The 14,793-nt window shown below is 41.3% G+C and carries 12 protein-coding genes and 1 pseudogene; 12 read left to right on the forward strand and 1 reads right to left on the reverse strand.

Annotated elements, in window-relative coordinates; all coding sequences use genetic code 11:
- Nucleotides 1–25: 25 nt before the first annotated feature.
- Nucleotides 26–412 (reverse strand): T9SS type A sorting domain-containing protein, encoded by a 387-nt coding sequence (locus tag C511_RS0102685; RefSeq protein ID WP_024995821.1) that lies wholly within the window; start codon nucleotides 410–412, stop codon nucleotides 26–28.
- A gap of 292 nt (nucleotides 413–704) precedes the next feature.
- On the opposite strand from C511_RS0102685, the gene C511_RS0102690 reads away from it, so the two are divergent.
- From C511_RS0102690 to C511_RS0102765, 12 genes and pseudogenes are all read left to right on the forward strand, one after another.
- The gene (locus C511_RS0102690) at nucleotides 705–2,903 is read left to right on the forward strand and encodes a glutamine synthetase III family protein (protein WP_024995822.1); all 2,199 of its coding nucleotides are present in this window, start codon (nucleotides 705–707) and stop codon (nucleotides 2,901–2,903) included.
- Nucleotides 2,904–4,084: 1,181 nt separating this feature from the next.
- Nucleotides 4,085–4,351, forward strand: a complete 267-nt coding sequence (locus C511_RS0102700) for a hypothetical protein (RefSeq protein ID WP_027317740.1) — start codon at nucleotides 4,085–4,087, stop codon at nucleotides 4,349–4,351.
- A gap of 739 nt (nucleotides 4,352–5,090) precedes the next feature.
- Nucleotides 5,091–5,399, forward strand: coding sequence for a hypothetical protein (locus C511_RS0102705; RefSeq protein ID WP_154657449.1), 309 nt, complete (start codon nucleotides 5,091–5,093; stop codon nucleotides 5,397–5,399).
- A 504-nt stretch (nucleotides 5,400–5,903) separates the two neighbouring features.
- The gene (locus C511_RS18405; protein ID WP_262482317.1) at nucleotides 5,904–6,038 is read left to right on the forward strand and encodes a hypothetical protein; all 135 of its coding nucleotides are present in this window, start codon (nucleotides 5,904–5,906) and stop codon (nucleotides 6,036–6,038) included.
- Nucleotides 6,039–7,197: 1,159 nt separating this feature from the next.
- Nucleotides 7,198–7,413: a hypothetical protein gene (locus C511_RS0102720; RefSeq protein ID WP_034781273.1), complete on the forward strand. Its 216-nt coding sequence runs from the start codon at nucleotides 7,198–7,200 to the stop codon at nucleotides 7,411–7,413.
- Nucleotides 7,414–8,198: 785 nt separating this feature from the next.
- Entirely contained in the window at nucleotides 8,199–8,384 is a 186-nt protein-coding gene (locus C511_RS16040; RefSeq protein ID WP_034781276.1) for a hypothetical protein, read from the forward strand.
- A 337-nt stretch (nucleotides 8,385–8,721) separates the two neighbouring features.
- On the forward strand, nucleotides 8,722–8,946 hold the full coding sequence (locus C511_RS17675) for a hypothetical protein (protein ID WP_154657450.1): 225 nt from the start codon (nucleotides 8,722–8,724) through the stop codon (nucleotides 8,944–8,946).
- Between the two features lie 560 nt (nucleotides 8,947–9,506).
- Nucleotides 9,507–9,857, forward strand: a complete 351-nt coding sequence (locus tag C511_RS0102735; protein WP_027317746.1) for a hypothetical protein — start codon at nucleotides 9,507–9,509, stop codon at nucleotides 9,855–9,857.
- 495 nt (nucleotides 9,858–10,352) lie between these two features.
- Nucleotides 10,353–10,628, forward strand: coding sequence for a hypothetical protein (locus tag C511_RS0102740; protein WP_027317747.1), 276 nt, complete (start codon nucleotides 10,353–10,355; stop codon nucleotides 10,626–10,628).
- A gap of 1,653 nt (nucleotides 10,629–12,281) precedes the next feature.
- On the forward strand, nucleotides 12,282–12,596 hold the full coding sequence (locus C511_RS0102755) for a hypothetical protein (protein WP_027317750.1): 315 nt from the start codon (nucleotides 12,282–12,284) through the stop codon (nucleotides 12,594–12,596).
- Nucleotides 12,597–13,591: 995 nt separating this feature from the next.
- Nucleotides 13,592–13,810, forward strand: coding sequence for a hypothetical protein (locus C511_RS16050; protein WP_034781283.1), 219 nt, complete (start codon nucleotides 13,592–13,594; stop codon nucleotides 13,808–13,810).
- 120 nt (nucleotides 13,811–13,930) lie between these two features.
- Nucleotides 13,931–14,506, forward strand: a pseudogene (locus C511_RS0102765) (glycosyl hydrolase 115 family protein); the annotation flags it as partial.
- Between the last annotated feature and the right edge of the window lie 287 nt (nucleotides 14,507–14,793).

Consider the following 14,793-nt stretch of genomic DNA (forward strand, 5'->3'; position numbering starts at 1 on the left):
CTGCAATTTTAACGATTCAACATCCTTATAACTTGTTGAATGTATAAGCCATGCATCCTTTTTCTGAGTTAACGCGAACCAGATAGACTCCGTTCTTGAGGCCGTTCATCGGTATGGTAATTTCGCCCGCTACCATGGGCTTGTTAACCAGTACCAAACGTCCGTTTGTGTCGGATATGTAGATGGATTTAATACAAGATTCGGCTTTTATGCAGATACGATCAGTTTTAGGATTGGAATAAATTCGAATATCAGCACCGGTTTCTGCCATATTCTCATTGGGAGTATTGCCAATAATCAGGAAGGAACTCTTGAAACCACTTGCAGCTACTAACCCATTGCCAGACGGCTCTTGAGCGGATAGTTTCCATCCGCCGGCGAGAAGTAAAAGTATGAGAGCTATTTTTTTCATACTACAATGACATGCAATAGGTTAAACAAAAATAATTATATGTTTCGGCCAAAGATAGAAGATAGATTCATTATATCCAACTAAAAAAACATAAAAAGTTATTTTATGATGATAAATAGTTCCCCAAGCATGGTAATTACATATTTATATGTCAATGAGATGTCGTGGGTTGTTTTTAGGGGGTGTTCTCTATTAAATTTATGTATTTATAAAAATAACCCCCTAAAAATTAGGGGTGTATTGGGAAAAACATATAATTTTGCGGCAACAACCAATAAAAAAGAGACCCTATATGTCTAAAATGCGTTTTTTTGCTCTTCAAGAGCTGGCAAACAGAAAACCCGCAGAGGTAACCAATCCATCGAACAAACTGTCTGACTACTATGCGTCACACGTGTTCGACCGTAAAAAGATGCAGGAATACCTTCCTCGTGAAGCGTTCAACGCCGTGCTGAATGCTGTAGAGAAAGGTACCCCCATTAGTCGTGAAATGGCCGACTTGATTGCTAACGGCATGAAAAGCTGGGCTAAAAGTTTCAATGTAACTCACTACACACACTGGTTTCAGCCACTAACCGACGGAACAGCCGAAAAACATGACGGTTTTATTGAGTTTGGTGATGACACCGAAGTGATTGAACGCTTCTCGGGCAAGCTGCTTATTCAGCAAGAACCCGATGCTTCTTCCTTTCCAAACGGAGGAATACGAAATACATTCGAAGCGCGTGGCTACACCGCTTGGGACGTCTCTTCTCCGGCATTTATTGTTGATTCTACTTTGTGTATTCCTACCGTATTTATATCGTATACGGGTGATGCACTCGATTATAAAACACCACTGCTTAAGGCTTTGGCAGCTGTTGATAAGGCGGCAACCGATGTATGTCAGCTATTCGATAAAAACATAGCCCGTGTTTATACCAACTTGGGTTGGGAACAAGAATATTTCTTGGTAGACAGTGCCCTGTTTAACGCCCGTCCCGACCTTTGTCTGACCGGCAGAACGCTGATGGGACACTCGTCGGCTAAGGATCAGCAGTTGGAAGATCATTATTTTGGTTCTATACCACCCCGCGTAACCGCCTTTATGAAAGAACTGGAACTGGAGTGCCACAAATTAGGTATTCCGGTTAAAACCCGCCACAACGAAGTAGCGCCCAATCAGTTTGAGTTGGCGCCCATCTTTGAGAATGCCAACATAGCGAATGACCATAACCAGTTGGTCATGGATTTGATGAAACGCATTGCTCAGAAACACAAATTTAACGTATTGTTTCACGAAAAGCCTTTCAGCGGCATTAACGGTTCCGGTAAGCACTGCAACTGGTCGCTTTGTACAGACAACGGCATCAACCTCTTTGCACCCGGTAAAAATCCGAAAGGCAATATGCTTTTCATTACCTTTATTGTCAACGTGCTGATGATGGTTTATAAGAATCAAGACCTGCTTCGTGCGTCAATCTCCAGTGCCAGCAACTGCTATCGCTTGGGAGCCAATGAAGCACCGCCCGCCATTCTTTCCATTTTCTTAGGGAAGCACCTTACCAATAAGCTCGATGAGTTGGTTGAGCAGGTTGAACAAGCCGGCAATACCAAGATGACACCCGAAGAAAAGACGATTCTTAAACTAGGCATCGGTCGTATTCCCGAGATTTTGCTCGACAATACCGACCGTAACCGCACTTCGCCTTTCGCCTTCACCGGAAACCGTTTCGAGTTCCGTGCGGCAGGCTCTTCGTCGAACTGTGCGGCTGCCATGATTGCCATTAACGCCGCAATGGCTCATCAACTGAATGAGTTTAAAGCAGCGGTAGACAAGCTGATTGATGCCGGAGTGGGACGTGATGAGGCCATCTTCCGCATACTGAAAGAAAATATTCTGGCTTCAAAAGCGATCCGCTTTGAAGGTGATGGCTATTCGGATGAATGGAAGCAGGAAGCTGCCCGTCGCGGATTGACCAACATCTGCCATGTGCCCGAAGCGTTGATGAAGTACAACGACGAACAAGCCCGCAAAGTATTGCTCGGTGAGAAAGTGTTCAACGAAAACGAGTTGGCAAGCAGGGTAGAAGTGGAATTGGAAAAGTACACCATGAAAGTACAGATAGAAAGCCGCGTGTTGGGCGATTTGGCCATCAACCACATTGTGCCAACTGCTATTACCTATCAAAACAGATTACTAGATAACCTGCGCGGAATGAAAGAAGTATTCTCCGAGGAAGAGTTCAACGAGTTGAGCCACGACCGCAAGGAGTTGATTCGTGAAATATCACGCAGGGTAACCGAAATAAAAAGACTGGTTCGTGAAATGATTGAAGCTCGTAAAACAGCCAATCATTTGAGCAGTCAGGAAGAAAAAGCTTTTTCTTATGAAGAGAACGTCAGACCGTACTTTGAGCAAATCCGTGATCATGTGGATCATCTGGAACTTGAAGTCGACGATGAGATATGGCCGTTGCCTAAATACAGGGAACTGCTATTCTCCAAATAAATTGCATTATTCTTAATTAGTTTTTGTTGGATGGTGGCTGCGTTGTGGTAACGCGGCCACTTCTGTTTTTTGTTATACAGAATATTGATTGTTTGCCTCGTTTTAAAAAGCGTAGAGATTTCCTTTGTGTATTTCTAAGCCCTTCTCCCAGAGATAAAAAAGTGTGGTTTACCCTCACTTACCCTCACTAACTTGCTAAAACTATTTGCTGAAAGGCGTTTCGGGGTAGTGATAGTAAAATATGTCTACCACTAAATAGGCAGTATTACCCTCACTATCTATCACTTTTAACTAAGACTATAGATTCATTAACTCCAATTTAACTAAAAAAGCGACGACGTTTGAGCTATTCCGAGTGCTTTTTGATTAAAAACGGCAGAAAGCGACTTCATAACTCGTCGAAACTCCGCAGTTTGTGCCCTAATAATAACCTGATAAAATAACCACAATGATTTGGAATTGACAGGATAATGTATTATCTTTGTACCTATAATCTTATAGTATATTCAAATTATTATAGGCGCAAAGGCAGGAGCTCATACTCTTGCCTTTTTTTATGTCTTAGCGGTTTATGATTGCATTTACACGGTGTCTCGCGCCAGTTTGCACGGTAGCAAAAGGCTCCTGAGAAACCGTCTTACGGCGAAGAGACGGTTTCTCATGACTCAAAAGACGGTTTATGATTTAAAATTGCTCGTTATCTTTTTGAAAAAGTCGGTTATGTTTTTGAAAAAGTTGGTTATGTTTTACCAAAGTCTTGCCGCTCCTTGTTGCTCCCCAGTTTACCCGTTAATAATATATAAAACTGCTCTTGACAAGATTCCTCTGATTCATGATGCAAAAGGGCGAATTTGTAAAATTAGTTCTACTACGTGGGCAACAGAACTTGGTTATCACAAAAGATTCGTAAACAGTACCATCGTGAACCACACAGCAATAATGCAGACACCAGTAAAACACGAAAAAATACAAAGCTCTATTCAAAAAACGAATTAATGAGGAACAAAATAGAAACGAATAAATGTTTAAGAAAAGAATAAAACGACAATAAATATCGATAAAAAAAACGGGAGTCAACAAAAACATACCGTAAACAAAGGACTGGAAAAGTATGGACGACAGTGGTTCAAATTGTATAAAAAACTAATAAAAAGACATAGTCGAACTAGGAAAACAAAAAAATGAACAGACTCATAAAGGCAAAGCCTAAGAAAAAAACCATCGCTAAACTGAACAACACAAGGAATACAGAGATCGGAAAAGCAAGCAGCGAAACAAATAAAGACGTAGCAGAAGATACAAGACGAAAAGAAGCACTCAGACAAATTGAAAAAAACAGGAAAACTAGTTCACCCAAAATAACATCGATAAATACGCGAGCCTGTGATAGAAAAGAAGAAAAACACAAAGACAAGAAACAAGAGGCACCAACAAAGGCTACTGCCTGAAAATTACATAAACAGACAAAAAACCCAATACCAACTAATGAACAGACTAAATCGCAAAAACCTAGGAAAAAAAAAACCAACGCAAAACACGTTGATTCGAAAAACAAAAATTTAACCAGACCCAAAGGTACTACCAAAACAGGCAGAAGGAGCAGCCAGAAAACGAAGATGAAAACACATAATAAATACATGTTCAACAAAAAAGTAAAGAAAAACACAGCTGCGGAAACCGAGCCTAGAAGCGAAACTAAGATAATACCTAAAACAAGCAAAGAGAATATAAGGACATCAGTCACGTAAGAACAGCTCTAATCGATCGACCAATATGCCAACAAATAAAGAAAACAAAGCAGAAAGAAAAACAGACCAAATAAAAGCAATTGCCTTGGATGCAGACGACACCCCGGGGGAAAAAGAACAGTAGTCTCAAGAATTTGAGGCAAAATTTACTAACACCGTAGCCTGTTACCCAACAAGAGAACAGCCCACCAACAAACCACGAAGAACAGAAATAACAAAACCACAAGCCGATAAACAGGGAGCTAAGGGAATCAGGCTCTGTATCACCAAAACAGTAACGAAACAGGAAAAAGAAGAAAGCCGCCCCAGCAAAGAACACAAAATACGAAAGCCGGGACATAAATAGTCGCAAATACCCGTGAAAACACACCCCCGAAACAAAAACAACCCCTCAGCAGCAAAAAAAAACGATAAACTGCCACAGAAAAAGAAAGCGGATTTGCTACAGAAAGAAAAAAAAAAAAAAAAATCCGCAACACAGCACAATGAAGACCCAAAAGAAGCAAGCAAGCACAAAACAAGGACCCACGATCAGAAAACAACCGAAGCAATAACAGAGAAACCACAAGAGAACCAAATAAAGAGTAACACTACAAAAACGGAAACCCAACAAGGAACGGCAAACGCCGGACATGCAGAACACAGCCCCAATCACAAAAAATCACAGTATCAAACACAGAGGGAAAACACAGAGGCCCACCAGAAAAACACATCAGAAAAAAGAAAAGAACCATACAACCACGTATAAATAGCGGCAACCCACAATCCGATTAATTCGTTTCGTCGGCAAAAGCCATCAAAATGCGCTCGAGCCCAAAAAAAAGCATACATAAAAGCCTGCAAAACACGATCCGAAAAGCCTGCAGAAACATACTGAAAAGCGGCAAAAAGACATCAAAACTGTGACATAACAGCACCAAAATAAAACGAAACCGAAACCAATAAATCCAACACGTAGCAAGTATGACTGAAAGCAAACAATTTAAAAAACACTTACAAAAAGGGAATAGACAAGCTGGGATACACACAGCCAACCAAACGCTCGAGCATACTCAGTAACCAGAACAGATTAAAAAACATCTCATCCAGAAAACCCGGAACCAAATGGGAAATCTCCGGAAAACACAGAAAAAAACAAGCCAAGCAAAACAGAAACATTCGGCAAACACCCAAAATCAACCCAATGAAATATACCGAAAAGACCACACACATATAAAAATAAAAAACAACACACCAACAGCCGGCCGAACTAATGAAGATCACCACAGCGCGCGAAAAAGACGATCCGATAGCATGGACAAAAACACAAGGACCGTTATCAGCCGACGGGCCAATCCACATGCCTCCAAACGGATGGACTATACTCACACCAGAAAGGCGGAAATAAAAGGAATTGAAAGCAGCCTGTACTAAAAGTTGCAGGACTTGGTGCAAAACCCGAAAACGAACCACGCAAAGATCCAAAACAAAGACAAACTCGCCGGGAGACAGAAATCGACACAAGGCAAGCGCAATCCGTAGTTGAGCAATCCACAAAGAAACAACATGCACCACAGCTATGCATTACAGAACCCACTAAACAAAAAGGGAAACAATAACAATAAAAAAAAAGGAAAAAATACCCAAACAGAAAGCCACTTAAACAAGGGGAAGAAAAGACCCAAATCGATTCAGCTGAAAATCAATCAAGTTATACAGCGAACTACACAATAAAAAGCACAGTATAATCGCCCAACAAAGCGAAAGAAGAGAGGTAAACCAGCCCATAGCAAAAAGAGTTAATAAATCCGCGATACAAAAAACAGATTCATGAACCAGTGACGAAGAAAAGCACTGATAAAACCCACAGAACACATCCACAAAAAGCAAAAAACAACAACATCACCACAGAACCGCAACCCTAGACAAAAAAAGAAACAGGACGGAACATGAGAAATAAAAAAACAAACAAGAAAAAAACTCACAAAAAATCGAAGAGATTAAGAAAACACCAGACGAATAACTACAAACCTGAGTGAACAAAAAAAAAAAAAAAAATGCAAAAAACATAGATAAACAATAACAAAAAAAAAAAGAGGACGAAGCAAGACAATACAGCTAAAAAGAAATAATTTCCAAAAAAAGAACAAGACCAGAAAAATCCCACAGATGAATCAACCGGATCCACAGAAAAAGAGCCTCAGAAGCAAGACGACGATAACGAACAAAATCTAAAAAAAACGAAAACGGACAGCAATCAAACAAAATAAAAAAACTACAAACTACAAAAAGACCTTCATCTTTGGGCGCATCCGAAAAAAGGAAAACAGACCGCTACTCCCAAACGACAAAAGCACCAAGAAGCACATCAAACAAAAACTGAAAAAAGAAAATCACAGCAAAAAAAAAAACAGAGGCAAATGCAATAGAAAGTGCCACAAAAACATCGGATAAGTCCGGATCTCAACAAAGAACAAACAAGATAAAGAAAGGTATTCTCAAAAACAAAAAACCTAACACCTAAACAACAAACCGTGAACATAAGCCTGACAAAAGAACACCAAGAAATGGAAATAACAGAAACGGACAACGCTATCCGAAAGAAGGAATCAATCAAAGCAAAACTGAGGAACTCAAACCAACCCCTGACACGGAGAGGTACCAAACCAAAACAGAGAAAAAAAATAGATCAGCAACAAGATAAAAAATTCACAGAAAAAAAAGGCCAAAAGAAACAGAAAAAGAGAGGCCAGAAAAAAAGAAGCCGAATAGATCAAACTTAAAAAAAAGGACCTCAGAAAAACGACAAAAAGGAACTGCGAGAAAAAATTCACCAAAAGCGCCCACGAAAACGAGAATGGAGCAGCGCCTAAAAAAAACGATCAAAAAAAACACAGAAACCGGTATAAATGATACACCACACAAAACTAGGGTGGTGCAAAACCAATTAGATATGAAAAAAAAATGTGAAAAAAGGAACCATATTAATACGACAATAAGTACAACAAAACCTTCACCAATACGTACTCCGGCAAGAAAACAAGCTAGACCCCAACAAGAACCTTACGATAGAGAGAGTACAAAAGAGTAAGAACTACTACTCGAAGCAAAACACAAATAAAATGAGCCATTAATAAACAAAACAAATCTGCAAAAGGCACAATGTACAAAGGTCGATAGATGTGAAACCGAATAAAACAAAGAAATAGAAGGAACCGAATGTCAAACAAAACAAGCTCAGACGATCATACAGAAAGAAAAACAACGACCAGATCGTAAACAAGACCCCCAGAACCAACTGGAAACGAAAAAATAAGCAGCGAGTCGTCGAGAAAGGAGACAAAAACCGTCGGAGAGTGATCAAAGCAGAGAGGAGCCGAAAGACAGACATACAAGATGAAGGGCAGCCCGAACAAACAGAAAACAAGGAACAACTAAAACGCAAAAGAAGCAAGCTCGAGACAAAAATTCCAAGCATCCAAAATGAGTGAGGCGAACGCATCATAAGCAGAAAGAGGCAGATAAAAATCAACAAAATCCAAGTGACAAACAGAACTATAAGATGTAAATGAGAAGAGAAGGTAAAAAAGATAAGGATGGAAATCGACGTACCCCAAGAATAATGAAAAATAAACAACCCCTACCAGAACACAAAAAAAACAGGAAAAAACAAACAGTATATCGAGAAAATTACAATAAGCCGCGACAAAGACAAACACGAAAAGAAGAACCAACAGGTGCAACTAGACAATAAACGAGAGCAAGGCAAATCAAAAAAAAAAACACCGCTCACAAATATCAAAGTACGAGTAAATATCTTCAGAGTCGAAAGCCCATTAAGCATAGTCATGAAGACATTATAAGAAATAAAATCAAAAAAAAAATAAAGAAGAGCGCCGAGATACTACCATCAGCTTGTCCTGCTTCATATCCTGCAAAAATACAAAAAAAAAAAACAGATAAAAGAAAAATACCATAAAAAAAAAACAACGAATATTAGCTAACACACACTTATAACTTGCAAAAATAACAAGAGCACACAACGATAAGGATCCGAGATCGAAGAAAGAGAAAAAGATGACACAACAAAAATGAAAACAGACTCGCCAAACGAAAAAAAAGAACAAAATCACAAAAAAGTCCCGGAACGCAAAAATGGAAAATACGGCGAACCAGAGGCAACAAAACAAACAACAAACGGAACACCACAAAACAAATGCGCTACACAAAGAAGCATCAAACGAAGACAAATATCACCAGGAGCACAAGGGCAAACCGTCAGAAATAAAATACAAAGAAACCAAACCCCAGATTAAACCAGAAAAAACGAATACGGAGAAGGCGAAGGCCATACACAAAAAAAAAAACGCACAGAACAGAAGAACCTCACAAAAACAACACAACAACACCGAAAGAAGAAACAACAAATAACAAACCGGCAATGCCGGAAACAACGGTACCAAAACAGAGATTCAAGAAGAACAAAAGAAAAATCCACAAAAAGAACAACTGCCCCCAGACATAAAGCCCCAAGCCGAACAAGAATGCATGGAATAACAACCATCAAACCGGTACGACAAATTACAACAAAAGCCAGACAGACCAGATGAAGGAACCCGGACCAAAACCGAAGGGAAAGCAAAAGCACGGGAAGCATAAGAGCAGCAAGAATACGAGGAACAAAACAATCCGCTAAGAAAAACAAGAACGAGTGACGGAAGCACGCATCAAAAAGGAGCACGACAAAATAGTGATTCCCAGCCCAAAAAAGACTACATCAAAAACACTAAAAATCGTAAACCCCACGCCAGCAACCGCCACAAAAAAAATTGCAGTCAGCGAGAACTAACAGAAACCCCTGCCCACCCGGTGAAACATGCCAGCCAAAAAACCGCAGATAAAGAATAAAATCAAAACAAGGCTACAAATAAACAACGAACCCACGCACACACGGGGGCCAAAAGATAAGAAAGCCAGAACCGGAAACCGACAGTCCAGGAAGCGCAACAGCGAGCACCAGACAAGAACCGAGAAAAGAAGAGCCAACCAAGCGAAGAAAATGATCGAGGGCACGAGAATACCTCAACAGACCAAAGACACCGCCAAAAACACGCACCAGATGGAAGGAAAGAATAAGGGGAAAGCCGGACAAAAAAACCAAACTTGCTACGGAAGCGACCCTCAAGCGCACAGCGCACAACTAAGGAAAAAGAAGAAGCAAGAATAAAAGACATCCCAAAGAGGATGACAGGCAAAAAAGAAGCCAGTAGCGAAACTCGCCCCTAGAAAGATTACGGAAAGGGACCGAGACCCCAAAAAACAGAACCCATCAAGGCGAAAGAGTACAACGAACGAACTGACAACAACCCGACTCCCAAAGAAATACAAGTAAACCAAAAAGAGAAAAACCAACACCAGACGGCTGCGGCACACAAGCAAGAAAAGCAGGGCACAATAAAAAAATGGACCAAAAACAAAACGAAATAACCCAGTAAGAAAAGAAAACGAAAACTATCCGGAGACGGAAAAGCAACAGTTAAACGAACAAACAAGGGAAGCACCAGCAAAAGGCCAGATAAACAGACTAAAAAGAGCCCGCCTCAATAAAAAATAAAATAACAGAAGGGACAAAAGCAAAAACGTAAAAGAGAAAGCATGATACACGAAAAGAAATACTCAAACTCTGAACCCGAAAGAAGCCCCCAACAGGAGAAAAGAGGACATGATGCAACAAAATAAAGCCGATAAAAGGCCCGAAATCAAAGAAGGGATGCCTCAAGTGACCATCTCAGAAACGGAAACAAAAAGAGCCACGAAACAGCTAGTCATCACTGTCAAAACCACGACGCATTTCCACTGGAAGAAGACCATGGCCAAACCAGCCACCTGGCAAAAGCAAAAAGACGACGAAGACAAGAGCACAGTAGTAAAACGAAAGAAGCCAGGTGAAACCTCGGAAGAAAAGAACAAAAAGAACGAGCCGACTTTCAAAACCTAAAAAAAAGAATAGGGCAATGAAAATCAGTCCAACGTCTCAATACACTCCGAAGAAAAAACAAGAAACTCGACCGAAAAACATACCCAGAAATAAAACACATCACGCAAGCCAACCGTCAACGCGAAAAACAAAAAGGAAAAGAAGCCGCCGAGAAGAAACCCCTCACAGTGCTACATCATCAGCTTACGAACAAAAGCAGAAAAACAAAGTCCGATAAAAAAGGTCATGCTGAAGTAGAAGGTAGAGACAACCAAGAAAAAATAAACGACAAAAAAACCCATGAAGAAGAAAACTAAGGAAAGACCTGCCTCTATCAGGAGGTCAACCCCAAGTATAAAACAAGAGAAGATCTAAGCCAACGAATGGCCTACAACAGATGCAACATCACCCAATGGGCCCCCTAAAAAACCGAAAGATTCGAACAATAAGACACGGGAGCACAACAAATGGGAAAGCCTGCTACCCAACAAACGCAAGCAAAAAGGCCTGGTGACGAAAGAAAAAACCCATACAAAATAGCATGCCTCGGACGCGCAAAGCGGAGCGCAGGAACTCACAAACATAACGAGCAACGCGCCGACCGGCAAAGAAGAGTGTAGCAAACGGAACAAATACATGACGGCCAAGACCGCCAAAAGTACAGAGGAAAACAAGAAAAAGCAGACCCAGCGCAACAACGCTTACATGCCCCGACTCCCGCAAACCGACAAGAGCACCTCAAAGCTCAAAACAAAAAACTCAGCAACATAATTTCGGACATCGGCACCGTCCTAGAATACTAATAAAATAGACGCCGGACTGCGTGATGCCTCCCTCTACTGAAGAAACGAACAGACAAAAAAACCCTCCCTTGAGTTCAAGGAAGCAGCTAATAACATCACATAACCATTGACTGAGAAAAAAATAAAACAAAAACTACGCAACGAGCAGGGAGGAATCAAAAAGGGAATTGCCCATGCATAAACAATTACCAAACATAAAAACAACAAGAACCCGACCAAACGACCCGATCACAAAAAACTCCCTACTCCCAGATAACAGCGGCAAAAGAGACGTGACAACACGCAGCCCAATACGCAAGGACCAAAAGCAATTACCCAAAAACCCATAGACGAACTGACGCCACATGAAAAAGAGCATACTCCAAGCGCAATCGACCCGGACACCGTGAACGGAAAACCGTCACAAACCAGAGGCGCCAACACAAGTCGCAAGAACTCTCCAACAAAAGAAACAAGCACAGACTCCACCAACAACAGCAAGCGGACAGAGACACGCAAAACCAAAAACAAGTCGAAGTAGACCAAACATATTCACAGAACCAACCCAGAAACCCGATATGCCCAAAAACACAAACTCGCAACCTGGAATCACATCCTTCCAAACCACAAAACGGAACACAGAAAATATAAAAACCTCACACCACCCCGGCCAAGAAAGGATAGCAACTAAGCAGCTCCCAAAGAAAACATGCGGCGCTGCAAAAGAACGGCAAGCGAAAACAATAGAAAAGATAAACAAGTAAGCAACACATCCCGCAACGAGGCATAAAAGCGGAAACGATCGACAGCCACAGAACGTAATTGGAAGGCAAAAGGTGTCGCTATTCGGCAGAAAACAGCAGCGCCAAACCACGAAACAAAGAAAAAAACCATGAACAAAAAAAAACCAAAAGCCAAACAAAGAGACAGCGATCCGGCCCACCAGAAAACCCACAAAGGAAAAGCAAGCGCGAATCGAAAGCAAGTAACACCCACCAACCATCCTTCATCACACATACGCATAGAGACCAAAAAGAAAAAAGCTCAGGGCGGAAAAGTAACAAACCCGACACACAAAAGCACAAAAAATCTGCAAAACACGCCGCAAAACACTGCCAGCATGCACGCACATGCCACCCGAGGAACGAAAACCGACACCGAAAAACTAAAACACATCGTGAACCACGACAGTCGATACGGTAACTAGACCGCTGGCAACAAGTTAACTAAAAACAAAGCCCCGAAACTAAGAAAGAACAACAAAGAGAATATTGCCACACAGCCCACCAATACACACGGAAAAACGCTGCATTTCAGTACCTCTACCCGCATGAAGAAACACAGACAGAAGAAGGAGCAAAAAAACAAAGAGACACACCACACGCGCAAAATGATACAACGGCTGAAGCTAACCAAGAAGAAATAGAAGCAATACACAGAACAACAGAACAAGGAGGAGCAAGAAAGAAAACAACTGAAGCCGCGCACCATCCAGAAACAGAAACCGCCAGAACAACAACCACAAACCGATCACAAAAGAGAAACAGACAACCCGTTCACCCGAAAGAAAAATGAAGAATTAAAGCGAGAGACCCAGGAAAAGCACAATAACACTTAACCGATACAGACACACAATAAAACCGACCGGGACTGACAAATCAAATACACGGGGGTTGAAGAAAACAAAACCAATAAGTTCAACAGCTTCAGAGAAGACAGCCTAGCAAAGTAAACCAACAACACACGAAAAAAAAAAACCACCCAAATAAAAACCGAAAAATACGATAGAACACAACCCGCCAGAAAAGACAAAACACAAGAACGCACTAAGACAGAAACCCAACCCAAAAAAAACAGGGAAAAGACTTAGCGAGTACCAGTACACAAAAAACAGCTAAACTAAACGAAAAAGGAACAAACACCTGTATAGGATTCAGCTTTGGGAAAGATAGGACGTATTCGCCGACCCCTCGGGCTGCAAAAAGATACACATCAATTAAAAAAACCAAACAAAACTCCCCCCTTCGACCAACAAAGCACACAATCAACTACGATGGCAAGGAAACGGAAAGCGGTAAAATTCAAAACCGCAACACGCAAAACGACCTCAAACAAATTAACGCCTCCGACAACGCCAACAACCCAAATGGTACCGTCGGTAAAAACAACCAAACCAAGTCCAACGCCAAAAGAAATAAGGCAATGAAACGAAAAAAGAAAAAAAAAACCATAACAACTGAAAAGAAGAAACTCATGACTGACAAAACCGATAACACCGCCACAAGAGACAATACATATAAACTCGAACGAAACATGAAGCAGACACCACAGAACGGAACGGCAGAGACCACAATCGCCAAACACGACCGTAAAAAAGTGAAAAGAAACCAATACACTCAAAGCAAACAGACCGTGAAATAACGCAAAAAAAGCAACAACGACGAACGCCACACCTATCCAAAACGGGGCAACACACATCTCGGTAACATCAACCAAAAAGCATAAAACAAGATTCTCGAAATCCTTTAGCGCAACAAAACAAACTATCTCTGGACAGAAAAAGGCCAAACCCGGATCAATGAAGACCAACACCTTGCCACTAAGGTCGCCGAAGAGACAGGTAACGTCATGACAACCAAACACCACGAAACCATCAGACGTACCCATAAAGAGTACGGCACTCGCAAAGATAAGGGAAACCAAACGGAAGACGCAATGAACCCGAACCATCTAAAGAAGTCCGTTACCAAAAGCAGCGAACGAAAAAAACTAGACGAAAACAACACCACGAACGGTACGCGAAGTAAAAGCGATGAAGCAACCGGAGCAGGCAATGAAACAAACAACACCAAAACAATAAAGAAAAAGACAGACAGTCACCGCAAAAGCAGAAACAAACTCGATAAAAAAACCGCAAATAAAACAACACACCTTGGGGCCATCATGACTGAAGATCAGCAAGATGACGATGCAGGAATCACACGCACTCAGGACGGCACACTAAGTCCCTACCAAAAAAACAGAGGCCACAGCAGCAGCAACCAGCCAGACCACGAAAGTAAACGCAAGGCAGCCCCCGGACTCTACTACCACATCAAAATAAAGGATAAAACCTAGAACGACCAACGGATAAAGACCACCACCGGACCAAAACCACAAAAAAACTTAAATCTCGCGAACAAGACAGAACACAACAGCATTCGAAAAACCAACCCTGATGACCAAAAACACAACGAAATAACGATGCACAGCAACAAGAAGGAGCAAGCAAAACAAAATGCCACACAACCGGCTCATCAGAAAACACAGCAAGAAGAAACTGCAGAAAAAATACAAAGAAAGCAGTAAGCGAAGGAGAATAAAGAGAGCATCAATAAATACAGAAAATACAAACGCACGAGAAA

This window comes from Bacteroides graminisolvens DSM 19988 = JCM 15093 (assembly GCF_000428125.1).
GTDB lineage: Bacteria > Bacteroidota > Bacteroidia > Bacteroidales > Bacteroidaceae > Bacteroides > Bacteroides graminisolvens.